Origin of the sequence: Actinomadura sp. K4S16 (assembly GCF_008327685.1) — a bacterium.
In the GTDB taxonomy this organism is placed as follows: domain Bacteria; phylum Actinomycetota; class Actinomycetes; order Streptosporangiales; family Streptosporangiaceae; genus Spirillospora.
This window is the reverse complement of the sequence record NZ_BDDE01000017.1, coordinates 425,475-450,652: the sequence shown is the minus strand read 5'-3', so window position 1 is coordinate 450,652 and position 25,178 is coordinate 425,475. Positions and strand designations below refer to the sequence as shown.

The 25,178-nt window shown below is 70.9% G+C and carries 20 protein-coding genes; 18 read left to right on the top strand and 2 right to left on the bottom strand.

From position 1 onward, the window contains the following. Nucleotides 1–353: 353 nt before the first annotated feature. Nucleotides 354–1,280 carry a LysR family transcriptional regulator gene (locus tag K4S16_RS28100; protein WP_149262024.1) on the bottom strand — a complete coding sequence of 309 codons (927 nt, stop codon included), beginning with the start codon at nt 1,278–1,280 and terminating at the stop codon, nt 354–356. A 133-nt stretch (nt 1,281–1,413) separates the two neighbouring features. Here K4S16_RS28100 and K4S16_RS28095 point away from each other — a divergent pair, with 133 nt between their 5' ends. The 5 genes from K4S16_RS28095 (at nt 1,414) to K4S16_RS28075 (ending at nt 9,935) form a co-directional block, all read left to right on the top strand. Continuing rightward, nucleotides 1,414–2,130 (top strand): alanine--tRNA ligase-related protein, encoded by a 717-nt coding sequence (locus K4S16_RS28095; RefSeq protein WP_149262023.1) that lies wholly within the window; start codon nt 1,414–1,416, stop codon nt 2,128–2,130. A gap of 88 nt (nt 2,131–2,218) precedes the next feature. Continuing rightward, a complete protein-coding gene (locus K4S16_RS28090) occupies nt 2,219–3,712 on the top strand; it encodes a CHAT domain-containing protein (RefSeq protein WP_160161060.1) in 1,494 nt (497 codons plus the stop codon). A gap of 67 nt (nt 3,713–3,779) precedes the next feature. Further along, nucleotides 3,780–6,077, top strand: coding sequence for a helix-turn-helix domain-containing protein (locus K4S16_RS28085; RefSeq protein ID WP_149262021.1), 2,298 nt, complete (start codon nt 3,780–3,782; stop codon nt 6,075–6,077). A 6-nt stretch (nt 6,078–6,083) separates the two neighbouring features. Next, entirely contained in the window at nt 6,084–8,915 is a 2,832-nt protein-coding gene (locus K4S16_RS28080) for a toll/interleukin-1 receptor domain-containing protein (RefSeq protein WP_149262020.1), read from the top strand. Between the two features lie 177 nt (nt 8,916–9,092). Next, a complete protein-coding gene (locus K4S16_RS28075; RefSeq protein WP_149262019.1) occupies nt 9,093–9,935 on the top strand; it encodes a hypothetical protein in 843 nt (280 codons plus the stop codon). 165 nt (nt 9,936–10,100) lie between these two features. Here K4S16_RS28075 and K4S16_RS28070 read toward each other — a convergent pair whose 3' ends face one another. Then, entirely contained in the window at nt 10,101–11,615 is a 1,515-nt protein-coding gene (locus K4S16_RS28070; RefSeq protein WP_160161059.1) for a PLP-dependent aminotransferase family protein, read from the bottom strand. Nucleotides 11,616–11,891: 276 nt separating this feature from the next. Between K4S16_RS28070 and K4S16_RS28065 the strand changes: the two genes are divergently transcribed. From K4S16_RS28065 to K4S16_RS28005, 13 genes are all read left to right on the top strand, one after another. Continuing rightward, complete coding sequence (locus K4S16_RS28065; RefSeq protein ID WP_149262017.1) at nt 11,892–13,025, top strand: CapA family protein; 1,134 nt, start codon at nt 11,892–11,894, stop codon at nt 13,023–13,025. Nucleotides 13,026–13,238: 213 nt separating this feature from the next. Next, complete coding sequence (locus K4S16_RS28060) at nt 13,239–14,270, top strand: BMP family ABC transporter substrate-binding protein (RefSeq protein ID WP_160161058.1); 1,032 nt, start codon at nt 13,239–13,241, stop codon at nt 14,268–14,270. A 7-nt stretch (nt 14,271–14,277) separates the two neighbouring features. Continuing rightward, the gene (locus K4S16_RS28055) at nt 14,278–15,843 is read left to right on the top strand and encodes an ATP-binding cassette domain-containing protein (RefSeq protein ID WP_149262015.1); all 1,566 of its coding nucleotides are present in this window, start codon (nt 14,278–14,280) and stop codon (nt 15,841–15,843) included. After that, entirely contained in the window at nt 15,840–16,943 is a 1,104-nt protein-coding gene (locus K4S16_RS28050) for an ABC transporter permease (protein WP_149262014.1), read from the top strand. Before K4S16_RS28055 ends, K4S16_RS28050 begins: the two co-directional genes overlap by 4 nt. Beyond that, nucleotides 16,936–17,832: an ABC transporter permease gene (locus tag K4S16_RS28045; RefSeq protein WP_149262013.1), complete on the top strand. Its 897-nt coding sequence runs from the start codon at nt 16,936–16,938 to the stop codon at nt 17,830–17,832. Before K4S16_RS28050 ends, K4S16_RS28045 begins: the two co-directional genes overlap by 8 nt. Continuing rightward, nucleotides 17,829–19,058: a Tm-1-like ATP-binding domain-containing protein gene (locus K4S16_RS28040; protein WP_149262012.1), complete on the top strand. Its 1,230-nt coding sequence runs from the start codon at nt 17,829–17,831 to the stop codon at nt 19,056–19,058. Before K4S16_RS28045 ends, K4S16_RS28040 begins: the two co-directional genes overlap by 4 nt. A gap of 78 nt (nt 19,059–19,136) precedes the next feature. Next, nucleotides 19,137–20,735 (top strand): GMC family oxidoreductase, encoded by a 1,599-nt coding sequence (locus K4S16_RS28035; protein WP_200842162.1) that lies wholly within the window; start codon nt 19,137–19,139, stop codon nt 20,733–20,735. After that, complete coding sequence (locus K4S16_RS28030) at nt 20,732–21,205, top strand: hypothetical protein (protein WP_149262010.1); 474 nt, start codon at nt 20,732–20,734, stop codon at nt 21,203–21,205. Before K4S16_RS28035 ends, K4S16_RS28030 begins: the two co-directional genes overlap by 4 nt. Before the next feature lie 46 nt (nt 21,206–21,251). Further along, the gene (locus K4S16_RS28025) at nt 21,252–22,115 is read left to right on the top strand and encodes a phosphoenolpyruvate hydrolase family protein (protein WP_149262009.1); all 864 of its coding nucleotides are present in this window, start codon (nt 21,252–21,254) and stop codon (nt 22,113–22,115) included. After that, nucleotides 22,112–22,480 (top strand): cupin domain-containing protein, encoded by a 369-nt coding sequence (locus K4S16_RS28020; RefSeq protein ID WP_149262008.1) that lies wholly within the window; start codon nt 22,112–22,114, stop codon nt 22,478–22,480. Before K4S16_RS28025 ends, K4S16_RS28020 begins: the two co-directional genes overlap by 4 nt. Then, nucleotides 22,477–23,835 (top strand): MmgE/PrpD family protein, encoded by a 1,359-nt coding sequence (locus K4S16_RS28015; RefSeq protein ID WP_149262007.1) that lies wholly within the window; start codon nt 22,477–22,479, stop codon nt 23,833–23,835. The genes K4S16_RS28020 and K4S16_RS28015 overlap by 4 nt, the downstream gene beginning before the upstream one ends. Continuing rightward, nucleotides 23,832–24,533 carry an MmgE/PrpD family protein gene (locus K4S16_RS28010; protein WP_149262006.1) on the top strand — a complete coding sequence of 234 codons (702 nt, stop codon included), beginning with the start codon at nt 23,832–23,834 and terminating at the stop codon, nt 24,531–24,533. Before K4S16_RS28015 ends, K4S16_RS28010 begins: the two co-directional genes overlap by 4 nt. Then, on the top strand, nt 24,530–25,165 hold the full coding sequence (locus tag K4S16_RS28005) for a cysteine hydrolase family protein (RefSeq protein WP_149262005.1): 636 nt from the start codon (nt 24,530–24,532) through the stop codon (nt 25,163–25,165). Before K4S16_RS28010 ends, K4S16_RS28005 begins: the two co-directional genes overlap by 4 nt. The last annotated feature ends 13 nt before the right edge of the window (nt 25,166–25,178 follow it).

The window sequence follows — 25,178 nt, the reverse complement described above, 5'->3', positions numbered from 1 at the left end:
CGAGGGCTTCAACATCTGCTAGCTCGACCCCAGGCGCGGCTGGGCCCTGTAGGTCGTGGACTAACGTCCTGACCTGATGTGCCCGGCGCCGGTGACCAACCGCTGCCGGGTACATCCACGTCCGGCATGACGCCAGCCGCCAGCCGCCCAGTTGAGGCAAGGAACGGTATTGGACTCGACTGGTTCCGGGTCTTTCGGCTGGAATGAGGTGCGGGCAGGGCGGGAGCGAACCGCCGGCCTTTCGCTTTGCCGACGACGGCGGCACTCTGACCCTTGGCGCCGGGTGGATTCCAGGGTGGTTAGGAGCTGCCCCTGCGTGCCTTGTGTCGTTTGATTGCCGCGGCTGCGGAGGGTCAGAGGTTGAAAGGCAGCTTCTTGGTGAGGGCGACCGACGTCTGACGGAGGGCGTCGCGGAAGGACATGGCCGTGGTGGTGGAGGGCATGGGGCGGTGGACTACCAAGACTCTGCGGGCCTCGGTGACTCCCAAGGGTCGAACCCTTACGCCTCGCTGCTCTGTGAAGACCGTGACGGACGACGGCATCACTGTGGCGCCGGCGCCTGCGGCGACCAGCGCGAGGGTGACGGCGTAGTCGCGGGTTTCGAATTCGATCCGCGGGGTGGCGCCCGTTCCCGCGAGCATCCTTTCGAGGGCGAGGCGGTTGGCATGGCCGGGGCCTCCAGAGATCAGGGGCACTTTTGTCAGCTGCTCCAGAGGCAAGGCTTCGCGGTCTTCACCGGTGAGCCAAGCCTCCGGAAGGACGGCCACCAGCGGGTCAACGAAGAGTTCCTCTGCGACGAGCCCTTCGGGATCGGGTGCGGTCATTCCTGGATAGACATGTGACAGCAGCAGATCCAGTTCGCCGGTGCGGACGCTGTCGTAGCCGCCCGGCGGCTCGACCTCTACGAGTGAGAGGCGGACGGCCGGGTGAGCGGCCTTGAAGGTCACGACGGTGGGGGCCAGCAGGATCAGAGCGCCGGAGGTGAAGCTTCCGAGCCTGACCTCTGAGGCGCGTAGCTGCGCGACGTCCCGTACAGCCTGTTCCGCTGCGCCCAACCGTTCCAGGATCGCGTCGATGTGGGTGAGCAGTGCGCGTCCTTCGGCGGTGAGCTCGACGCCCCTGTGGGTGCGCGTCGCGAGGACGGCGCCGGTCTGCCGCTCCAGCTTGCTCAGTTGCTGGGACACCGCGGAGGGGGTGTAGCCGAGTTCCTTGGCGGCGCGGGCGATCGAGCCCGTCCGGGCGACCTCGGCGAATATCTTCAGCCGCACTACATCGAGCATAAGCAGAGGTTAATGCCTCTTCTATGAACCGGCTTGTCTGCTTATTGCCTGGCTGGTCACACTTGACGTACAAGACCCGGGCCCGCGCCGTTCGCATCCGGCCTACCGGCCCCCCACCACACAGAGGACCTCCATGCCCACGCGGCTGCTCTATCTGGACGACTCCCAGCTCACCGAGGCGGACGCCACGATCCTGAAGGTGCACCATGACGAGGGGGGCACCACGGTCGTCCTAAACGAAACGATCTTCTATCCGCAGGGTGGCGGCCAGCCGACCGACCGCGGGCGGCTGACCACCGATCAGGGCGTGCTCGACATACGGCGCGTCTCGTTCGCGGACGGGGAGGTGCTGCACACCGGTGCCGCGGAGGGCGTGCTCGCTGAGAGCGCGGTCGCGCGCCTGGAGGTCGACGCGGCGCTGCGGCACCAGCACGCGCTGCTGCACACCGGCGGGCACCTGGTGATGACGGCGGTGGACCGGCTCGTCGGTTACCGCCCGACGAAGGGCTACCACTTCCCGAACGGCCCGTACGTGGAGTTCGACCGCGCACTACCAGTGGAGGAGCGTGAGTCGTTCGCGGCGAAGGTCCAGGAGACCATGGACGCGATGGTGTCCGAGGACACGGAGGTGACGAGCTACTTCTGCGAGCCGGAGGAGCTCCGGGCGAACGGCGTGTACGTGCCGACCGAGATCCCGGCGGGAAAGCCCACCCGGGTCGTGGTGACGGCCGGGTACCGCTCGCCGTGCGGCGGCACTCACGTGCGTCGGCTGGGCGAACTGTTCGGGCTGCGTGTCAGGGGCGTCAAAGTGAAGTCGGGCCGAACTCGAGTCAGTTATCTGGTCGGCTGAGGTGGCCGGACAGGCGGGGGACGACCCGCATCAACAGCACATCGAAGGGCTGGTCGCGTCCTACGAGGAGCTCGTCGAGCTGATGCAGATGGTGAGCCTGCACCGGCAGGAGGTCACGACCGGCGACGGCTCCGCCGATGTGCGCACCGTGCTGGCGCCCAGTCCTGATGAGTCACGTGCATCCAGGAAGCTGTTCGCGGAGTACATGGCGCGGGTGCGTGTCGTCCTGGCGTTCCTGCGCAGGGTGGACACGGGGACGGCCGAGCGGTTCGCCCGGACGGCCGAGGAGCTGTCCAGCTACTTCCTCCTGCGTCGCCAGGGCGGCGACATCTCCTTCGACCTGTGGAGGGAGCTGTTCGCGCGGGAGTCGGCTGCGCTCGTGGGGCGGCAAACGCGGCTCATCGCCGGCAACGAAGACGCGTTCGCGCTGCTGCGGGCGCGCAAGCCTGCGTGGCAGGTGGACTTCGATCTGAGTATCGTGCGCAACGGGGACGAGTTCCGGCTGGACGCGCGGTCCCCGCTGGGGTCGGCCAGAAGCACGCTGAAACTCGACCTCACCCCGGACGAGTTGGAGCACTTCGTCCTGGCCTACTGCGGACCTAGGCCCGTCGTCCGGCGCGGCGGCGTGCCGAAGGCCTTGGAGCCGTTGGCGGAGTTCGGCGGCAAGCTCTTCGAGGGGCTGTTCCGGGAGTCGGTACGGGATCTTCTTCAACAGACCCGCGCGCAGGCGCTGGGCGCGGGCAACGGGCTGCGGATCCGAATGCGGCTGCCCGAGGCGCCGGAACTCCAGACCATTCCGTGGGAGCTGCTGTACGACGGGACAGACTTCCTCTGCCTGTCACCGCATCACTCGCTCGTCCGGCACCTCGACCGTATGGCGACACAGGCCGCGACGATTCGAAGCCACCCTCTGCATGTGCTGGTCACGGTGAGCTCGCCGCGGAATCTGCCGAGCCTCGACACCGAGGCGGAGATCGAGACCATCAAGGTGGCGCTGGGCCCGCTGATCGAGCTCGGGCTTGTGAAGCTGAGCTTCACCCGGGACGCGACCCTGCTCACGCTGCAACGGACGTTGCGCAGGGCCAACGAGTCGGGCCAGCCTGTGCAGATGTGGCACTTCATGGGGCACGGCCACATCGACCCGCAGGACGGGCTGGCGATGCTCGACTTCGAGTCGAAGGACGGCCGGAGCGCACCGGTTTCCGGATTCCACCTGGGCACACTGTTCCGGAACCACCCCCATCTGCGACTGGTGGTCCTCAACGCATGTGAGACCGGGGCCATGGACCAGCTCGACACCATGTCGAGCCTCGGCGGCGCGCTCGTCGAGCGCGGGGTCCCGACGGCGGTCACGATGCAGTTCCCCATTACCGACGATGCGGCGGTCACGTTCACAGAAGAGTTCTACGCCTCGCTGGTCGACGGCCTGACCATCGACGCCGCGGTCACCGAGGCGCGGCGGGCGATCTTCTTCGTTCCCAACCACTGCGAGTGGGCCACGCCCGCCGTGTTCGCGCGCCACCCGGACGCCGAGGTTCTGCTCCGACCGGAGCACGGCGATCCCGATACCGTCAAGATATAGCGGTAGGCCTTCCGGAGCCGCGCCAGCGCCGGGCTGCCGGGGCATCGACGGGATCAGGCGAGGTTTCATGGACCACGCTCCGGACTTCGGTTCCGAACTTCGTCGGCTGCGCCAGGCCGTCGGCTGGTCGCTGGCCGAGCTGTCCCGCAGGACGAACTACAGCAAGGGATATCTCAGCAAGATCGAGACCGGTAGGGCCCGTGCCAATCCAGTCCTGGCGAAGCGGTGCGACGACATCCTCGAAACCGGCGGTGTGCTCCGCGGCCTGCTGGCGCGCGGCGCGCGCCCGGACCGTTCGCCGAGGCCCCCTTCCGAGGCCACGACGCCGTGGGGCCGCCCGTCGGGGCTGCCTCGCGACACCGTTCACCTCCCGGGACGGGACGCCGAGATCGTAGAGATCGTCGAGTCCATGTCAGACAGGCGCGTGGACGCCCCGGGCGTTGTCGAGGTCTGCGCGATCGTCGGGATGGCGGGCGTCGGCAAGACCGCCCTGGCCGTCCGCGCCGCGCATATGCTGCGGGAGCGCTTTCCCGACGGATGCCTTTTCATCGATCTGCACGGATATGCCGATACGGCGATGGTGCTGCCGGCGGACGCCCTCGACCGCCTTCTCCGCCGATTAGGCGTACCCGGTGAGGCCATTCCCCTGCATGTGGACGACCGGACCGCCCTGTTCCGCGACCGCGTCGCGGAACAGTCCCTGCTTCTGCTTCTCGACAACGCCCACAACGCCGCGCAGATCCTGCCGCTCCTGCCGGGTACGAGCGGCTGCCGCGTCCTCGTTACCAGCAGAAACGAACTCAGCGCCCTGGAGGACGTCCACCGCGTGCGGCTCGCTCCGCTGTCGCACGCCGACGCGGTCGGCCTGCTTCGCGTGCTGGGCAGGATTCGGCCCGGGACGGGAGGGACGGCGCTTGACGAGATCGCGGAGCGGTGCGGACGGCTTCCCCTGGCGCTTCGCATCGCGTCGGCTCAGTTTCGCGCTGACCTGGACGCCGAGATGTCGTCCCCGACCGCCCAGGCGTGGAAGCGGCTCGCCGATTTCGACGACGGTGAACGGAGCCTGGACGGGCTGTTCGACGCTTCGTTCCGTTCGCTGACGCCGGACCTGCGCCAGACGTACCTGCTGCTCGGGCTGCATGCGGGCCCGGACTTCGGCTTGGGCGCGGCCGCGGCCCGGGCTGGCATCGGAAGGCCGGCGGCCCGTAGGCGAATGCGCCGGCTGCTCGACGCCCACCTGCTGACCGGGCGCGGATCCGGTCGGTTCCAGTTCCACGACCTGCTGCGCCAGTTCGCCCGCGAGCGCGCGGCGGCCGCGCTGCCGCAGGCGGAACGAGACGCCGCCCTGCGCCGAGAAGCCACCTACTACCTGTGGTCGTTGGAGGCGGCCGACCGGCTCATCACTCCGCACCGCTACCGCATCGACCCTGTGGACGAAGACGTCCACGTGGAGGCGCGGGTCCACGACGAGTACGACGAGGCGATCGAGTGGATCGTCACCGAACAGGACAATCTCCTGGCGGTGTGCCGGGCTTCCTTCGCGGCCGGGCTGGACGGCCATTGCTGGCGGCTGGCCTACGCATTGCGGGGTTTCCTGTTCGTCGCCAAGACCATGGACGTGTGGATCGAAACGCATGAACTCGCTCTCCGCGCAGCGCGCAGGGCCGGTGACCTGGACGCCGAGGCCAAGACGCTGAACAATCTCGGCCTCGCACTGATGGAAATCGATGACCGCGACGCCGCCGCCGTCCACTACGAGCGGGCGCGTCGCATCTCCAGGCGCATCGGCGATGCGTACGGCGAGCACACGGCGGTCGCGCACCTGGCGTGGGTCCACTTCTCCCGGGGCGATCCGCACAAGGCTCTGGAGGAAAGCCGGAGGGCGCTGGCCTTCGTGGAACGTCACGGTCTGCCCCGCAACAAGGCGATCCTCTCGCGCGACGTGGCCCTCATCGAAATCGAGCTGGGCAGGTACGCCGACGCCATTTCACGCTTGTACGCGGCACTCGAGGAATTCATGGCGCTCGGCCTTCACGTCGACGCGGCCATGGCGCTCAACTGCCTCGGCGAGGCCCACAGAAAGCTCGGGCAGCCGACGCGGGCGCGGGATCTCCTGCTCCGCGCGGCGGAACTCGGTCGGTCGTGCGGCAGCCGGCACGAGGAGGCTCGCGCCCACGGCAACCTCGGCTGGATCGCCGCCCACAGGTCCGACCGGTCCCGCGCCCTGGCGCACTGGAACATCGCCCTGGCGAACTACACAGAGCTGTGCGACGCGCGCCGCACCGAACGCGTCCGCGCCTGGATCGACGCCTTCCTGACCACACCCGCGGATCCGGCCATGAACGGCCGCGCCGACGAAAGGTGAGACCAGATGCCTGACACCGACGGCTACGACGTCTTCTTCTGCTACTCGTGGAAGGACAAACGGACAGCAGACGCCCTGGTCGAGGCACTGAAGGCGCAGCAGGTGGACGGCCGCCCCCTGCGGGTGTTCCAGGACGACAAGGAGATGGCGGACTATGACCCCATCACTCCAACGGTCAACGCGGCGCTTGCCAGATCGCGCTGTCTGGTGGTGCTCTACTCGGAGAACCTGCCGTCCAGCGCGTATTGCCGCTTCGAAATGCGGTACTCCCTGTCGGCGGCGCATCGTCTCGACGGGACGTCGCAACGCGTCATGGCGATCCCGTGGAACATCGAATACGAGCGGATACGCCCGGGACGCCTGGGAGACCTGCGCCTTCCCTCTCCGCGCGGTGTCAACCCGGCGGAACTCGCGGCATCGGTCGTCGCGCGTGTTGCGAAGACCGACGCCTGCGTGTTCGGTGACGCGCCGAGCCCGCCGGAACCCGACTGGCAGCCGTCCCCGCTCGTCGGCACCCGTGAACACTTCGGCAGGGACATCGAACTATGGGAGGTGCACGACGCGCTCCACGGCCACCAGGACCCGGGCATGGGCGGCGCGCCGGTGGCGCGGATCGTCGGCCTCGGCGGCCAGGGCAAGACCATGCTGGCCGAGTACTACGCGCGGCAGTTCGCCGCCGACTATCCCGGCGGGGTGTTCGTCCTGCGCGGGTTCGGGAGCCACCTCGCCGAGAAGGCCGACCGGCACCATGTGCGGGCTCGCCGCGCCGACCAGGTGGCGGACTTCGCGCACCGCCTGGACCTGGACGTCCGGGGCCTGGACACGGCCGCGATCGACCGGGCGTTCCGGGCCCATCTCGCCAGTACCGGGCGGCCCTACCTGTGGATCGTCGATGACCTTCCGGCGGCCGTAGACCGGGACACGTTCCTGACGCTGCTCGCGCCGACCCTCGACGGTCACACCCTCATGACCACCCGCTACCTGCCCGCCGACTACGGCTGCCCGTGGGGCGGGGAAGTGCGGCTGGACGGTCTCGACGCCGGCGCGGCACTCGGCCTGCTCACCAGCAAGCGGCCCGCCCGGGACGCCCGTGAGCGGCGCGACGCCCTTGCCCTCGCGGAACGGCTGGGCATGCATCCGCTGGCGCTGGCGGTCGCAGCGGGACTCGCGGCCCGTTCCGACCAAGGCGGGTTCTCCGGGCTGCTCGCCGCGATCGAGCGGCCCGGCCCCGACGTTCTCGAACTCGGCGAACGGCTGTGGGGAGAGCTGCCCACCGGGCACAGGGCGAGCATCGCCGCGACGATGCTCCGCAGCGTCGATCGGCTCAGCGGCCCCGGACGGGAGGTGCTCCGGGCCGCGAGCCTCATGGCCCCGACCCCGATTCCACGGCCCCTCATCGAGGGCGTCCTCGCCCGAAGCGATGGCACCGGCGAGCCCGCCGCGCGGGACCTCGTGACGGCGGGCACCGCCGACGCGGTCGGCTGCTCGCTCGCCGCCGTCGTGCCCTCGGGCGGCACCGCGCTCCTCAGCGTGCACGCGATGGTGAGCCGAACCTTGCGGTTCGCCGACATCGACCACACGAGGCGTGCTCTGCTCCAAGCCGAGGCGGTCAACGAGCTCACCGACCGCATCGAAGGCAGCAAGACGACGTACGTGCACCGGGCTCTGGTCGACTACCTGCCGCACGTCCACGAGGTGGCCGGGGCGCTGGCGGACGAGGACGAATGGCATCTGTTCAACGAGACCGGCCGCGTCCACGCGGAACTGGGCGACGGCCGCGCGGCGCTGACCTGCTATGAGCGCCTGTACCGGGCATGCTCGGCCGCCCTCGGCGCAGGACACCGGACCACGTTGACCGTCCTGGCCGGCCTCGGCATCGCCTACGACCTGGTCGGCGACCACGGAACCGCACTGGCGTACAAGCGGCGCGCCTACGAAGGGCTCGCGGCGCTCTTCGGCCCCGATGACCTGGATGTCCTCATCGCCTACAACAACGTCGCCGTCAGCCACCACGAGCTTGGCGCCTACGACACCGCCCGGAGGATTTACGGCGAGGTGTACCGGGCACGACGCCGCCTGCTCAATGTCCAGCACCCCGACACCCTGGCCGCGCTGAGCAATTACGCCATCGCGACGGGGAATGCGGGAGACCACAGGCTCGCGCTGAGGCTCAAGCGCATCGTCCACGAACGTTGCCGCGTCGTCCACGGAGACGATCACCCCGCCACGCTCGACGCCCTGAACAACCTGGCCGCCAGCCTCAACGCCCTCAACGACAAAGCTCAGGCACATGACATCCTCACGGCCGTGTACGAGGCGCGGCGGCGTGTGCTCGGCGAGGATCACGCCGACACGTTGACGGCGCGGAAGAACATGGTGATGACCGCGGAGGCACCTGAACGGCTGTTACCGGATCTGGAGGTCGTCTACCGGCTCCGGCTGGAGAAACTCGGGCCCGGACATCCCGAGACGGTGCACACCCTCCGCAACCTGCTGGAACTGTCTCTGCCCCGCGAGGCCGTCACCGCGGCTCACCGTCGGATCGACCTCGGCGACGACGAGGCCGACGTGCTGGTGGCGACGCTGCTGGCCCTGGAACTGCACGAGAGCCGCGTCCGGGAGTTCGGAGCGGACGACGTCCGGTCACTGGTGGCGTGCTGCTTCCTCGCACACGCCACCGCGCTCCAGGCGGCGGGCCCCGGTGCGCTGCCCTTGATCAGTGATGCCGTGGCGGGCCTGGTCGAGGAACTCGGTGGAGGCGACCCCCGCGTCGGGGCCGCAGCCCTCCTGCATGACTGGATCGCGGTCGTCGAGGATGGTGAAGATCTCGCCGAGTAACGAGAGTGTCCGGGACGTCGAGAACCGACCTGGTCACCATCGGTTTCCTGTTGCCAGTTCCTCTTGGCAACCGTGGGCGTCTTAGCGGTCGCTTGCAGGACCCCCATCATCGGCATGGACGGGACATTTGGCGGGGTGCAGGTGCACCGATCGCCCGACCGGCTCAGGGGATCCTCCATGGCTACTCCGATCACCGACCCTCAGGCTTCGAAGCCCTCCGATCTGCGCGATCCGCTTTTCGTGGCGCGCTCGATTACCGCGGCCGCGCTGTCACGGGGGCACATCGCGGAACTCGTCAGCGGCACCGTCGTCGCCCTGCAGATCAAGGATTTCGTTCCAGCGGATCTCTGCCGGGCGGCCATGGCGAGGATCGCCGACCCCGGCTTCCCCATGGACCGCTACGACAGGGCCCGCGTCGATCCTCCGATCGCCCGCTTCGGCCCGGTGCTCAACGAGTACAAGGAAGGCGGAGGCCTGCGGTCCGACTACTGGGACGACATCGCGCTCGCGCGCCACGTCTGGCGCACATGGATGCACGACGCCGATCCGCTGGGCTTCTCGATCAGCCGCCTGTCGGCGGCCTGGCAGGGGCGGCTGCGGCCCGCGCGCATTTCAGGCCGGGAACTGTTCGCCGGAGCGATCCGGGAAATCAACAACGGTGCGCTCATTCACTTCGATGACGTCCGGCGCGAGTACGGCCACGATCTCTTCGACGAAGGCGCTCCCGTGGTCCAGTTAGCGTTCAACGTGTGGATGTCCGTGCCCCCCGAAGGTGGCAGAACCCACATCTACCGGCACCAGTGGGATCCGGCGGACAGTGCGTCGAGAAGTGGGTACGGCTACCACCGAAACGTGATCGACGGCGAGCAGGAGATTGTCCTGTCCGTCGAACTCGGCGATGCCCTCCTTTTCGATCCCCGGTATTTCCATTCGGTCGATCCCAGCCCGCAAGGACGCAGAATCGCCGTTACGTTCTTCCTCGGCCTCAACAGCCGAGGCGAACTCATCATGTGGTCCTGACGAACGGCGGCTTGCCTGCGGCTCATCGCCCCGGCGGCCTTGCCGCCGGGCTCGCGCCGCCGCACATCAACGTGCCTCGCGGCCAAGCGCAGAGCCTGCCCACGAGTGGGAGCACCATCAAGTCCGAACGGCCACTTCCGACCTACCGTCCGCCGAAGCCCGAGGCTAGGGCGTGAGCAGGGCACTGGGCTGGCCCATTAGCGCGACGACGGCCTCACAGATGGCCGTGGCGAGTTGCGGGGCGTGCTCTGTGGGAAGTGCGCCCGCGTTGATCCGCAGGTGGCGCTGGTGGCCGGGGGACAGGAAGAAGGGCTGCCCGGCTGCCAGCAAGAACCCTCGCTGCGCCGTGGCTTCTACCACTCGATCGGCATCACAACCACCGGGGAGCGTGACCCAGACGTGCAAACCGTCAGTGTCGTACTCGGGGACGAACAGGCCGATCTGCTGGGAGGCGCCGGCCTGCCGGAGGGCCTCGCGGACGGCGGCCCGGCGGTGCGCGTACTCGGTGCGCGCCTCCGCGAGAAGTTCGTCGAGTCGGGGGTCGGTGAGCGTCGCCGCAAGTACGCGCTGGGACGTCCGGGACGTCCATCCGTCGGCGAAGGACTTGGCCAGCGTGAGCGGATGGCGGATCGGCTGCTTGGCGAGGGCCACCGCCAGCCGCATGTCAGGGGCGATGGACTTGGAGAACGAGCGGAGGTACACGACGCGGTCCCGTAGCCGGGGATCGGTGTACAGCGAGCCTGGTCGCAGGGTCGCGGCCTCGGCGAACTGGTCGTCCTCGATGATCCAGACGTCGGGATGGGGCGCGAGGGCGTCTGCCAGCGCGCGTCGGCGCTGCGCCGTCCAGCAGCAGCCGGTCGGGCTGTGGGCGCGCGGGGTGAACAGCACGGCCGAGACACCCGCGTCGACGGCACCGAGCAGCCCCTCGACGGTGACCCCCGCCTCGTCCAGCGGCATGGGGACGAGCCCCAGTCCGTGGAATTCGAGGGTGTCCATGGCGGTCTGGTAACCGGGCTCCTCGACGCCCACCAGGACGGTTTCGCCAGGGGAGCGACGTTGCAGCAGCATGGCGAGCAGCGCCAGGAACTGCTGCGTGGAACTGGCGACGAGCAGATCGTCGGCATCGGTCTCGATCCCGTCGTGGGCGAGCCGTTTGGCGAGGGCATCGGCCAGTTCCGGCTCGGTGCTCAGCGTCGCCGGATACTCCAGGTCCTGCGCCTGCAACCGGGCGGCGACGTCCCGGTAGGCGCGCTTGACGACCGCCAAGGGAAGCAGCCGCGGGTCCGGGCCGCCGCGTGTGAGGTCGCGCGCGGTGGGATGGCTGTGCTTCAACCGCGCCTCGGTCTGGGCGAGGACCTGGCGTCGCCAGGCGCTCCCCCCGCGAACGGGTCCCACGGCCTCACCGCCACTGGAGGGCGGTGCCGTCTGCGGAAGGTCGGGAGCCTCGCTGACGAACGTGCCGCGTCCGGCCTCCCCGTGGACCAGGCCGAGGTCGCCGAGCCGGGCGTAGACGCTCATGACGGTCGTGACACTGAGACCCAGGTCGGTCGCCAGTTGCCGGACGGACGGCAACCGCTCACCGGGGCGCAGCTCGCCTGACCGGATCGCCTGGGACATCTCATGCGCCACTCGCTCGTAGAGCGGACGCCCGTTGCCCGATGAGTCTCGCAGGGTCGCCATCCGCCGTTGCACCTCAAGCATCACGCATACATTTTACCAGTACGCATAACTGTTGGCGGGCGAACCAGGATGCGCCAGCGCCCGATGCCTGCTGAAAGGCCTTTGCGCCAGGGCCTTTCGCGCACTCGGGTCCCCCGGCGATGTGCGGTGCCCGGCCAGGAGCTGTGGACGGAGACACGTCAGCGTCATCGCTGATTGTACTCCTAACGTATTGACTGTGTTAGGCGAGCGTGACACCGTGACGTCCGTTCTCACCGCCGTACCGTCTGGTCCGGCATGGCCGGACATGACCGCCGTTTCGACGGTGTGCGCCGGTACGGCGACCATCCGCAGTGCAGGAAGGCGCCGCCCGTGATCTCCCATCTGACCGCCACCGGTGACATCGTTCTCACCAAGTCCCTGGCCGAGGTGCCCGCCGCCCCCGGGTTCACCGCGCTTCAGGAGGTGCTCGGAGCGTCCTCCTGCGTGCTGTCGAGCGTTGAGCTGCCCTTCTCCGACCGGGGTCACCCCTCCGACCGGATCCTCAACTTCCGAGCGCGTCCGGAACTCGTCCATGAGCTGGCCGCCTTCAACCTGAAGGTGGCGACGCTCGCCAACAACCACAGTTCCGACTACGGCTGGGACGCCCTGGACGACACCGTGCGGCGACTGCGCTCGGTGGGAGTGACGGCGATCGGTGCGGGAGAGGATCTCGCGGCCGCCGAGGAGGCCGCCGTCCTGGAGATCGCCGGCCGCCGCGTGGGGATCCTCGCCTGGTCCTGCCTGCTGCCGCTGGGGGCCGCGGCCGGCCCGTCCAAGCCGGGTATCTCTCCCGTGCACGTAGAGACCGAGTGGGTGGTGAACGGGGAGTTCCAGCTGGAGGAACCGGGCGTGCCCCCGGTCATCCGCACTCGGGTACGCGCGGCCGACCACGAGCGGGTCATCGGCCGCGTGCGGGAAGTGCGGGAGCGCGTCGACGTCGTGGTGGTCACCGTGCACTGGGGATTCGGGTTCGGCAGCGCGCGCGCCGAGTACCAGCGGGTGTTCGGACACGCGCTCGTGGACGCGGGGGCCGACATCGTCCTCGGCCATCACGTGCACGCCCCGCAGGGGGTGGAGGTGTACCGGGATCGGGTCATCGTGTACAGCCCGGGCAACTTCGTCGCCCAGCAGCCGAGGGAGAACATCACCCCGGAGATCGAGGAGATCTACGACGCGTTCAGCCGGGACGCCTTCATCACGGTCGTCGACCTGGCCGGCGGAGACGTCCCGCAGGTGTCACTGGTGCCGATCATGACGGCCGACCACGGGCTCCCCGTCCTGGCGGACCCGGAGAACGCCCGCCGTATCGCGGACCGGCTGGCCGTCGAGTCGGCGGATCTCGACACCGTCGTCGCGTTCGACGGCGCTCGCGTGACCGTCACCGGCTGAATCCCGCCCGCCGTGCCCGCCGGTGCAACGCCCCGGCGGGCACGGCCTCTCCGTCTGCTGCAGCAAGGTGTTCCAGAGCAAGCGTACTGATTGTTATGCATACATCCTCTAGACACCAGGATGACAGCCGTGTACGTTCGCAGAACCGCCGGGCGCAGGACCCGGCGGACGAAGGACCGTGTCGGTGAACGGGCCGACAGAACGGAGCCTGTTATGCGTCTCGGAACAGGGCCGCTGAACCGCCGTCGTTTCCTCGTCGCCGCGAGCCTGGCCTCGGCTCTCGCGCTCACCGGATGCGGGACCGGAGACCAGCGGGGAGGCGGAGACGAGAAGTCGGTGGCGCTCGTCACCCCGCAGAAGGCCGGGGACGGAGGGCCGACCGACAACCTGATCGCCGGTCTGAACACGCTGAAGGCGGCCGGCTACACCACCCGCCACGTGGCCGCGCCCGACCCCTCCTCGCACGAGTCGACGCTGCGCAGCCTGGCCCAGTCGGGGACGCCGGTGATCGTCGTGTCGTTCTCGGACTTCACGCAGGTGCTCAAGACCGTGGCGCCCGACTTCCCCAAGACCAAGTTCGTGCACATCTACTCCGACCCGTACAAGCCCGAGATGCCGAACGTCCAGACGGTCTCGTTCGACACGCAGGGCCCCTCGTACCTGGCCGGTGTGCTGGCCGCCACCGTGTCGAAGACGGGCGTCGTGGGGTTCATCGGCGGAACCGCGATCCCCTCGCTGAACGCCGACTATCACGCCTTCGAGGCGGGGGCGAAGGCCACCCGCGCCGGCATCGCCGTCAAGAGCGCGTTCGTCGGGTCGTTCGGCGACCCGGTGAAGGGCCAGCAGATCGCCCAGACCATGTTCAACAACAAGGTCGACGTGGTCCTCGCCTACGCGGGCGGCTCCTCGGTCGGCGTCGTGAAGGCCGCCGACCAGGCCAAGGCCTTCGTCATCTACGACAACGCGGAGAGCGCCCAGACCGCTACCAGCGTGATCGCGGTCGCGTCGCAGCACTACGGCGCCACCATGGCCAAGCGGGTGCTCACCATCGCCGACGGGACCTGGAAGCCCGGTGGCAGCGAGGCGGGTCTCGCCGACGACGGCACCTTCCTGGAACGCGCCAAGATGTTCCGGCCCGGTGCCGGGGCCCCGGACCTGGACTCGGCGTTCCAGAAGGTCGGCGAGACCAAGCAGAAGATCATCGACGGTTCCGTCGACGTGCCCGTCAACACCGACAACGTGTGAGCGAGCCATGCGAGCCCGACCACACGAGAGAACCGGACCCGCCGCGGCGGGCGGCCCGCACCGCGCCGGAGCACCCGTCACCTGCCAGGACGTCTCGGTACTTTTCGGTGACTTCCGTGCCCTCGACGGAGTCAGCGGGACCTTCACACCGGGCAAGGTGCACGCCATCGTCGGCCAGAACGGCGCCGGCAAGACCACCTTCGCGCGGGTGCTGGCCGGACTGGTCGAACCCTCCGGTGGCACCGTCCGGGTGGGAGAGCACCTGCTCGCCGGAGGGAACGTCGCCGAGTCGCGGAGACAGGGCGTGGAGCTGGTCCATCAGCACTTCGCGCTGCCCTCGGACTTCACCGTCGCCCAGGCACTGGAACTGTTCAACGACGAGCCCCGACCCCTCGGCGGCTTCTCCAAGGCGGGGTTGCACCGCAGGGCGCGGACGCTGCTGGAGGACGGGGGAGCCGCCGTCGCCCCGGACGCCCTGATCGGCAGGCTGCCGATCGAGACGATGCAGGCGGTCGAGATCGCCCGCGCCCTCGCCTCCGGCCCCCGCGTGCTGGTCCTGGACGAACCCACGGCGGTTCTGCCGCCGCCCGCGATGCGCGGGCTGTTCGACCGGCTGCGCGACCTGGCCGCCGCGGGCCTGTGCGTGATCGTGGTGCTGCACAAGCTGGACGAGGTGTTCGCGGTCGCCGACACCGTCACCGCGCTGCGCGCCGGCAGGCTCGTCCTGGAGCCGACGCCCATCGGCGACCTGGAGCCGGCTGACGTGTCGCGGGCCATCATCGGCGACGCATCGGTCAAGGCGGTTCCGGTCGTCGCGAAACCCGCGCCGGACGCCGCGGCGGTGCTGAGCACGACCCGGCTGACCGCGCGGTCCGGGTCGCACGACGCGGCCGCGACCGACGTGTCGCTGGAGATCCGCGCAGGAGAGATCGTGGGCGTCGCCGGCGTCGAGGGCAACGGGCAGCGCAGCCTCGTCGAGGCGCTCGTCGGGATGGCGCCGCTGCGGGGCGGGACGGTGTCCCTGGCAGGCGCCGACATCTCGGGGGCCTCGGTGCGGCGGCGCCGTGACCGCGGCCTGCGCGTCATCCCGTTCGAACGCAACGTGGAAGGGGTCAGCCTCAGCAGCGCCCTGTGGGAGAACCACGCCGCCCCGCGGCGCGCCGGGGACGGGCCGATGCTCGATCCAAGGGCCCTGCGGGAACGGTGCCGCGAGGCGCTGGACCGCTGGCGGGTCGCGTACCGGGCCGAGACCCAGCCGGCCGGGAACCTGTCCGGCGGCAACATCCAGAAGACCGTCCTGGCGCGCGAGATCACCGGTGACGTGCGGGTCCTCATCGCCGCGCACCCGACACGCGGGCTGGACATCGCCGCGGCCGGTGACGTGCGGGCGGCGCTGGTGGACGCCGCGGCGTCCGGCGCCGCCGTCCTCGTCGTCAGCGCGGACCTGGAGGAGATGTTCGAGGTGTGCCATCGCGTACTGGTGATGTTCGCCGGGCGCGTGGTGGCCGAGTTCGACCGGCCCTTCGATCTGGACCGGGTGGGCGGCGCCATGGTGAGGGGTGAGGCGGCGTGAGGTTTCGGCCAAGGCCGGCCGCGGCCCGGCCCGTCGCGGTCATCGGCGCGTCCCTGCTGCTGGTCCTCGGCATATTCGCCGTGTCCGGCTATGACGTGGGGGCGATCAGCGCGGGGACGATCGACGGCAGCGTCGGCTCGCCGGCCGCGTGGACGCAGACGATCCGCTGGGCCATTCCGCTGCTCGTCATCGCGCTCGGAGTCGGGCTCGCCTTCCAGGCCGGCTACTTCAACATCGGCGCCCAGGGACAGATGTACGTCGGGGCGATCGGCTCCCTCGTCGTTGGCCTGGGGTGGCGGGACGGTCCCGCGCTCGTCGTGGTCCCCTGCGCCTTCGCGGTGGGGATCGCGCTCGGCGCGCTGTGGTCGCTGGTGCCCGGGGTGCTGCGGACGCGGCTCGGTGCCGACGAGGTCGTCACCAGCCTGATGATGAACTTCATCGCCGTGCTGCTGCTGGAGTGGGTCTGCACCGGCCCGCTGAAGAGCCGCGACGGCACCGGCCAGGCGGCCACGACCGACCAGCTGCCAGGGGCCTTCCGGCTCAGCGACGGCAGCGGTGTCTCGCCCATCCTGCTGATCCTGTGCGCCCTCCTCGTGGCGGGCGCCGTGGTCCTGACCGGCCGTACGCGGCTCGGTTTGGAGATCCGCCTCGTCGGACGCAACCCGGTGATGGCGCAGTGGATGGGCATCCGCGCCTCCCGGGTCGGCCTGGTGGTCTTCGCGCTGAGCGGTGCGGCGGCCGGGCTCGCGGGCGCCGTCGAGACGTACGGCCCGTCGGGCAGCCTGCGGGTCGGGTTCTCGCCGATGGTCGGCTTCATGGCGGTCATCGTGGCGCTGGTCGGCACGTTCGGTCCGCTCCGCACGCTGCTGGCCGCGGTGTTCTTCGGCGCGCTGCGCGCCGCCACGATCTACCTGCCGGTCGTGAGCGACCTGCCGCAGGCGGGTCTCGACATGCTCAACGGGATGGTCGCCTTGTGGATCACGGTGTCCACGGTGCCCGCCCTGCTGAGACGCCGGCGGACGCGGGCCGCGGCCCGCGCCGGTGATCCGTCCGGTGGGCCCGCCCACCGCGATCCGGAGGTGGTGAACTCCCGTGGTTGACTTCCTGGGGACCTGCCTGCAGGCCGCCACGCCCATCTGGCTGGCGGCGCTCGCCGGAATGTTCGCCCAGCGCAGCGGCGTCCTGCACCTCGGCTTGGAGGGGCTGATGCTCAGCGGCGCGTTCGTCGCGACCGCCACCGCCATCCGCACCGGGTCGGTTCTCGCGGCCATCGTGGCCGCCATCGTCGTGAACGCGTTGCTGTCGCTGCTGTTCTGGGTGCTGGTCACGCATTTCAAGGCGAACGTGCTCATCGTCGGGCTCGGCCTGTCGATGACCGCCGCCGGTGCGACGGGCTACGCCCTGGTGGCCTTCTTCGACACCGAGGCGGCCATCGAGTCGCCTGTCGGGCTGCCGCGGCCGCTCGGCGGGATCGGCGGGCCGCTCGCCGACCTGTCGGTGCTGACGTTCGCGGCGTTCGCGCTGACCTGGCTGTCGTGGTGGACGCTCCGGCGGACCCGGGCGGGGCTGAAGCTCAGCGCCTGCGGCAGCGACCCGTTCGCGGCGCGCAGCGCCGGCGTCCCGGTGGACCTCTACCGGATGGCGGCGCTGCAGGTCGCCGGGTTGCTGTGCGCGCTGGCCGGCACGGAGCTGTCGCTGGCCCAGGTGCGGTCCTTCTCCGACAACATCGCGCAGGGCCGCGGCTACCTCGCCTTCGCGGCGGTCCTGCTCGGCGGGCTGGCCCCGGTCGGAGTCTCGGCGGCGGCGCTGTTCTTCGGGACCGCGCTGGCCTTCGGCATCCAGTCGCAACTGGACTTCAACGGCGTCCTGCCGCCGCAGTTCGTGCTCATGCTGCCCTACGCGGCGACCATCGCCGCCATCTCGGCCACGGTCGTGATCAAGCGGCGCCGGGGAGAGCAGCCCCCAGTGATCATGGAGCGGACGCTGTGAGCCGGGTCGTCCTCGCCGGAGCGCTCGACACCAAGGGCGCCGAGTACGCCTACGTCCGGGACCTGCTGGCCGCCGCGGGCATGCGTCCGCTGCTGGTCGACACGGGTGTCCGCGGGGAGCCGCAGACCCGGCCCGACGTGACCCGCTCGGAGGTGGCGCGGGCCGCGTCCCGCGACCACCGGGAGATCGCCGCGCTCGCCACCCGGGCGGAGGCGCTGGCCGCCATGGCCGAGGGGGTGGTCGCCCTGCTCGGGTCTCTGCGGCATGCCGGCGAGGTGGACGCCGCCTTCGGCATGGGCGGCTCGGGAGCGCTGAGCGTGCTGGCGCCGGGCTTCCGGTCCCTGCCGCTGGGGGTGCCCAAGATGATCGTCACCACGATGGCCTCCGGTGACACCCGTCCCCATGTGGGAGCCAGCGATCTGCTGCTGGTCCCTTCCATCGTGGACATCGCCGGACTCAACACGGTGAGCCGCTTCGTCCTGGAACGTTCGGTGGCGATGCTGGCCGCCCAGTTGGGGCGCCCGGTGCCGTCCGCGAAAGGCGGAGAAGGAAAGCCGATGGTGGCCGCCAGCATGTTCGGGGTGACGACCGCCGGCGTGTCGCAAGCCTGCCGGCTACTGGAGTCGCGGGGCCTGGACGTCCTGGTCTTCCACGCCAACGGGCTCGGCGGCAGGACGCTGGAGTCGCTGGCCGAGGACGGATGGCTGTCGGGGGTCCTCGATCTGACGACGACGGAGCTGGCCGACGACCTCGCCGGCGGCGTGGCGAGTGCGGGGCCGGACCGCCTGACCGCCGCCGGCCGGCGCGGGATCCCGCAGGTCGTGTCCACCGGGGCGCTGGACATCGTCAACTTCGGGGCGCCGGAGACCGTACCGGAGCCGTACCAGGAGCGGCGGCTCTACTCGCACAACCCGACGGCGACGCTGATGCGCACCGACCCGCGGGAGGCCGCCGTCCTCGGCGAGCGGCTCGGCACGAAGCTCTCGGCCGCGCGCGGACCGGTCGTCCTGCTGCTGCCCGCCGGCGGGACGTCGGCCCTGTCGGAGCCTGGCGGCGCGTTCCACTGGCCCGAGGCGGACGCGGCGCTCGAACGAGCGCTGCTGGACTCCCTGGCCCCCCACGTCGCCGTGGAGCGTTCCCCGGCGGCACTGAACACCCCGGCGTTCGGCGAGCAGGCGGCGCAACTGCTGCTGGCCCGGCTCGCCGGGACGCCGGCGGCACGGTAGCCGCGGACCGTGATGGACACCTCGCCCGGACGGCCCGGTACGGGCGGCCCGGAGGAAAACGAAGGAAAGGACGGGGATGTGCGCGACGACTGCGACGTCCTGATCGTCGGTGCCGGCCCCTCGGGCGCGGTCGCCGCCCAGGAGTTCGCCCGCGCCGGGATGCGGGTCACGTGCCTGGAACAGGGGGACTGGCCCGACTACGAGAAGGCGCGCGCGGGCCATGCCGACTTCGAGCTCGTGTCCCGCAAGCACTGGAACTGGGATCCGAACCAGCGCCGCGCCGGCGGTGACTATCCCATCGACGACGCCGAGTCGGACGTCACCGCCCTCATGTACAACGGTGTCGGCGGCAGCACCGTCCTATACGCGGCGCACTGGGAACGCTTCCTGCCCTCGGACTTCCGCACCCGCACCATGGACGGTGTCGGCGACGACTGGCCGATCGGATACTGGGACCTGGAGCCCTACTACGACGAGGTCGAGCGGCAGTTCGCCGTCAGCGGGCTCGAAGGCGACCCGGCCCTTCCCCCGAGCACACCGCCGCCGCTGCCGCCCGTCCCGCTGAACAAGCTCGGCCGGCGGGGCGCGGAGGCGCTGAACAGGCTCGGTTGGCACTGGTGGCCCGGCAGCAACGCCATCGCCACCGCCGAGTACGGCCCCCTGCACGCGTGCGCGCAGCGGACGGCCTGTCCGTTCGGCTGTCCCACCGGAGCCAAGGCGTCCGCGGACCGCACCCACTGGCAGTCCCTTGCCAAGGACAAGGTGCGCCTGACGGTGCGGGCGACGGTCGAGCAGGTGCTCCTGGACGACCGGGGCCGCGCCACCGGCGTCGTCTACCTCGACGCCGACGGAGTCCGCCATGACATTCGCGCCGGCGTCGTGGTGCTGTGCGCCAACGCGATCGGCACGCCCCGCATCATGCTCGCGTCGGCCGACGGGTCCGGGGTCGCCAACTCCAGCGGCCTGGTCGGCAGGCGCCTCATGATGCACCCGTTCGGCAACGCGATCGGGATCTTCGACGAGGACCTGGAGTCCTGGCGCGGGCCGCTCGGCCAGTACCTGCACTCCCTGGAGTTCTACGAGACCGACCGGTCGCGCGGCTTCGTGCGCGGCGCGAAGTGGAACCTGATCCCCTCCGGCGCGCCGCTGTCGTTCATGCTCCCGGGCACCTGGGGGGACGAACCGGTGTGGGGACCGAACTTCACCCGGCTGCTGCGCGAACGGCTGGGCCGCTCGGCGATCTGGGGTGTCATCTGCGAGGACCTGCCCGACCCCGCGAACCGGGTGCTGCTGGACGAGGGGACCACCGCGGACGGAGTCCCGGGCGTCCGGATCCAGTACCGCACGTCCGACAACACGCGGGCGATGATGGCCTGGCACCTGGAGCGCCTTTCCGAGGTGCTCGACGCCATGGGAGCCACCAAGAAGATCCTCAATTCGGGCCTGCGCGGCACCGGATGGCATCTCATGGGCACGGCCGTGATGGGCGAGGATCCTCAGGCCTCCGTGGTCGACCCGCACGGCCAGTGCCATGACGTGCCCAACCTCTACGTCTTCGACGGCTCGGTCTTCCCGACGTCCTCCGGCGTCAACCCCACCGCGACCATCGCGGCCAATGCGCTGCGCTGCGCCCGGTCCCTGGTCGCTCGCCGCCGCGAAGTGGAGGTGGCCTCGTGACCACCGCGGAGAACGGGGAGACGCGGGACATGACCGTGCCGCCGGAGGCCCGCCAGCGGCTAGGGCAGGTCGCGGACGCGCTGATCGAGGCCGGCGCCGGGCTCCCGTCCGGGACGCAGGCCGGTGTGCACACCGATCTGCTCGACCAGGTGATCAAGGCGCGTCCCGACCTCGTCCCGCCGCTGCTGCTGGCGCTGGACGAGCTGGGACCCGCCCTCGACCTCGCGGCGGTCGAGCGACTGGCCGAACGGCGGCCGGAACTGCACGAGGTGCTGACGCTGGTCGTCGCGGGCGGCTACCTGATGTCGCCGCGCGTCGCCGCGCTGCTGAAGTACCCCTTCCAGGAAGCCAAGATCGTCGATCCGCGAGAGATCGCGGTCATCGTCGATGAGGGCCTGCTCGACCCGGTCGCCGAACGCGCGCCCCTCTACCGGCTGCCCCCCGACGCACCGCCGGAGCACCGCCCGTGACCGGGCGGGAGGCAGCCCGTCCCACACCCACTTGGAGGTAACGGCAATGAGCCGCCAGCACTACGTCCCCCTTTTCCACGAGCGGGTCCGGTCGGGCCGCGCCCTGATCGGCGCGGGTGCCGGCACCGGCCTGTCCGCCAAGTGCGCGGAGGAGGCCGGCGTCGACTTCATCGTCATCTACAACGCGGGCAGGTTCCGTATGGCCGGGCGCGGGTCGATGGCCGGGATGATGCCCTACGGCAACGCCAACGACATCGTCGTGGAGATGTCCGCAGAGGTCCTCCCGGTCGTGCGCAGGACACCGGTGCTCGCCGGCGTCTGCGCCACGGACCCGTTCAAGAACATCCCGCTGTTCCTGGGGCAGCTCAAGGAACTCGGGTTCGCCGGCGTGCAGAACTTCCCGTCGGTCTGCCTGTTGGACGGCAGCGTGCGGGCGGACCTTGAGGCCACGGGCTACGGCTTCGACAAGGAGGTGGAGATGGTCCGCACCGCCCGCGAGATGGACCTGATCACGGCCGCCTACGTGCGCACCGAGCAGGAGGCGCGTGACATGGCCGCCGCGGGCGCCGACATCGTCGTGGCGCACGTCGGGCTGACGGCCGCCGGCATGATCGGCGCCAGGTCCCCCATGTCGCTCGCCGACGCGGCGGCGCGCACGCGGGAGATCCGCGACGAGGCCAAGTCCGCGCGCGAGGACGTGCTGGTCGTATGCCACGGAGGACCGATCGCCACGCCCGGCGACGCCCAGGAAGTGCTGCGGATGGTCCCGGGCGCGGCCGGTTTCCTGGGTGCGTCCAGCATGGAGCGGCTGCCCGCAGAGACCGCCCTCGTCGACACCATGCGGCGCTTCACCGAGGTCTCCGTCGAACCCGTCGCCGACGGTCCGCACGAGAGGGAGGTCGTGGCGTGAAGCTCTTCCGTACCGCGGACCTGCTGAAGGACCCCGCACCGGTCCCCGAACCGGAACGCTTCACCGGCGCCGCGTTCAGCTCCTCCGTCCAGGGGTGCCCTACCAGCAAGGCGACCACCGCGCTGATCCGGCTCGACCCGGGCGTGCGCGGCCACTGGCACAGCCACGCCGACGGCCAGGTGATCCACATCGTGGCGGGTTCCGGCTACGTCGGGCGCCGCGGCCGCGACCCGTTGGAGGTGACCGAGGGCGACATCGTGTGGATCGAGCCGGGGGAGGAGCACTGGCACGGGGCCTCCGACGCCGGGCTGGCCCAGCTGGCCTTCTCCTTCGGCGCCATCACCTGGCTGGAGCCGAGCACATGACCACCGGTGCCGCACCCTCCTACGAGGAGATCGCCGAGGCGGTGCTCGACTGCGCCTCCCGGCCGCTCCACGGGGAGGTGGCGAAGGCCGCGCGCCGGACGCTCTTCAACGTCCTGGCAGTGGCTCTGGGAGCGTCCGGCTCCCCCCAGGTCGGCAGGCTTGCCGCCGCCCTGGCCGCACCGACCGGCATGCCCGCGGCTCCGGGTGTGCGCGGGAACGCCGGCCCGGCCGACGCGGCGCTGCTCACCGGCTTCGCCGCGCACCTGGACGATTTCGACGACACCCACCTGGAGACGGTCATCCACCCCGGGGCGAGCGTCCTCGGTGCGGCCTGGGCGGCGGGCTGGCCCGCCGGCGCATCCGGGCGGGACCTGCTGGCGGCCTTCGCCCTCGGCTGCGAGGTGCAGCTGCGGCTCGGCCTGGCGGTCAGTCCGGAGCATTACGACCGGGGCTGGCACATCACCGGTACCTGCGGGGTCGTCGGAGCCGCGGCCACCGCCGGACTGCTCGGCGCGCCCGGTCGCGACCGGCTGGCGGCCGCGCTTCGGCTGGCGTCCCTGCAAACGCTCGGGCATCGGGAGGCGTTCGGTACCGAGGTCAAGCCCTTCCATGCCGGGAAGGCGGCCGCGGGCGGGGTACTGGCCGCCGCCGAGGCCGCCCGCGGCCGGTTCACCGGGGGCGCCGCGGCCGTCCTCCCGGACACCGGCGGGCTGCTGCGCGCCCTCGCGCCCGGGGGGCGGTCCCCTGACCGCCTTCTCGACGGGTTCGGGACGCGTTGGGAGCTTGCCGACAACACCTTCAAGCCCTATCCGTGCGGCATCGTCGCGCACCCCGGCATCGACGCGGCCGTTGGAGCCCACGACCGCGGTGTAGCCCCGGCGGACGTCGTCCGGATCCGCTACCGCTGCCATCCGCTGGTTCCGGAGCTGATGGGGCGGCTCGACCCGCGGACCGGTCTGCAGGCGCGCTTCTCGGCGGTGCACGGGGTGGCCGCCGGCCTGGCCCGCGGCACCGGCGGGCTCGCCGAGTTCGGCGACGCGGCGGTGGCCGACCCGGTGCTGGCCCGCCTGCGGGCGCGCGTCGAGCTGTGCCCGGAACCCCGCATGCCGCGGGACTCGGCCGTACTGGAGATCCACACCGTCGACCGGGGAACCGTCGTGTCGGCCGTCGAGCACGCGCGGGGAAGCCTGCTGCGCCCGCTGACCGACGACGAGCTGATCGGCAAGGCCGAGGCCCTGGTGCCCGGCCGGGCAAGGGCGATCTGGGAGGCGGTCGCGCGCCTGGGGGAGGGTTCCGGACCGGGGACCGTCCAGGCATTGCTGGAGGAGTCCCAGAGGGAAGTGGTGGTCCGATGACCGTTAGCGAGGGGACGACCGCGAGCGTCGCCGGCTTCGTCGCCGAGACGCCCGTCCCGCCGGACGCGGCCGCCGCCGCGACGGCTCTGTGCGAGAACCTGTCCGGACTGGAGGCGGCGGCCGGCCGCGACCAGCGGGCGGCGGTCGGCTACTGGGTCGCCTGCGCCCTCCTGCACCACGCCGGCAGCGCCGACGACCGCGCGACGGAAAGTCTGGCCGCCGGGCTGGAACCCGCTCTGCGGGTGCGCGACTCGCTCGACGGCCACGTCGTGGGCGGGTGGGATCCGGTGTGCGCGGCCGTGCTCGTCGGCTCCGCCTGCGCCGCCGCCCGCCACGACGGCCTGGACGGGGAGGCGACGGCCCGCGCGGTCGGTATCGCCGTCACCCAGGCGTCCGGGCTGGAGATCCTGTCAGGCACCCTGCTCGGAACGTTCCAGCGATGCCTGGCCGCCCGCAACGGACTGGAGGCCGCCCGGCTGGCCGGCGCGGGCATGACCGCTCCGGTCACCGGCCTGGAAGGAAGGCGCGGCCTGTACGCGCTGATGGCGCCCACCGCGGACCCGGCCGCCGCGGCCGACCGGCTCGGCCGGCGGTGGCTCGTCACCGCGCTCCCGACCGAGGCGGGCCGGTCCCGCCCGCCCGGCGCGGAGGCGCGGCGGCCGGACCCGATCGAGCACGCCACGGAGGCACTGTCATGACGGCGACCGCCACGCTGGCCGACCGGCTGCGGCCGGACCGGACGGCGCTGATCCTCATCGACCTGTCCAACGACTTCGTCCATCCACGCGGCAAGGCCGCCACCGTGGGCGGCCGGGACGTCAGCCACGCCCAGCGGATCCTGCCCGTGGCCGCCGACCTTGCCGAGGCTGCCCGCGATGCCGGGGTGGCCGTGATCCACAGCCAGCACACCACGCTGCCGGGCGGCGCCTCCGACTCACCGGTGTGGCGGGACGCGCGCTCACGCGCCGCGTACTCCGCCCCCGACATCTGCCTCGACGGATCCTGGGGGCAGGAGATCGCCGAGGAGGTCGCGCCCCGGCCCGGAGACCATGTCGTCAAGAAATACCGCTACGGCGGCTTCACCGGGACCAACCTGGAACTGATCCTGCGGAGCCTGGGATGCGACAGCGTCCTCTGCTGCGGCGTCTCCACCAACGTCTGCGTGGACACCACCGCCCGCGAGGCGTTCGCCCGCGACTTCCACGTCACCATCGCCGCCGACGCCTGCGCGTCGTGGGACATGGGTCTGCACGCCGCGGCGCTCCGCACCGCCGAGAGCCGGTTCGCCGTGGTGGCGGCGACCGGGGACGTCCTTGCCGCCTGGACCTGACCGAATCCGACGA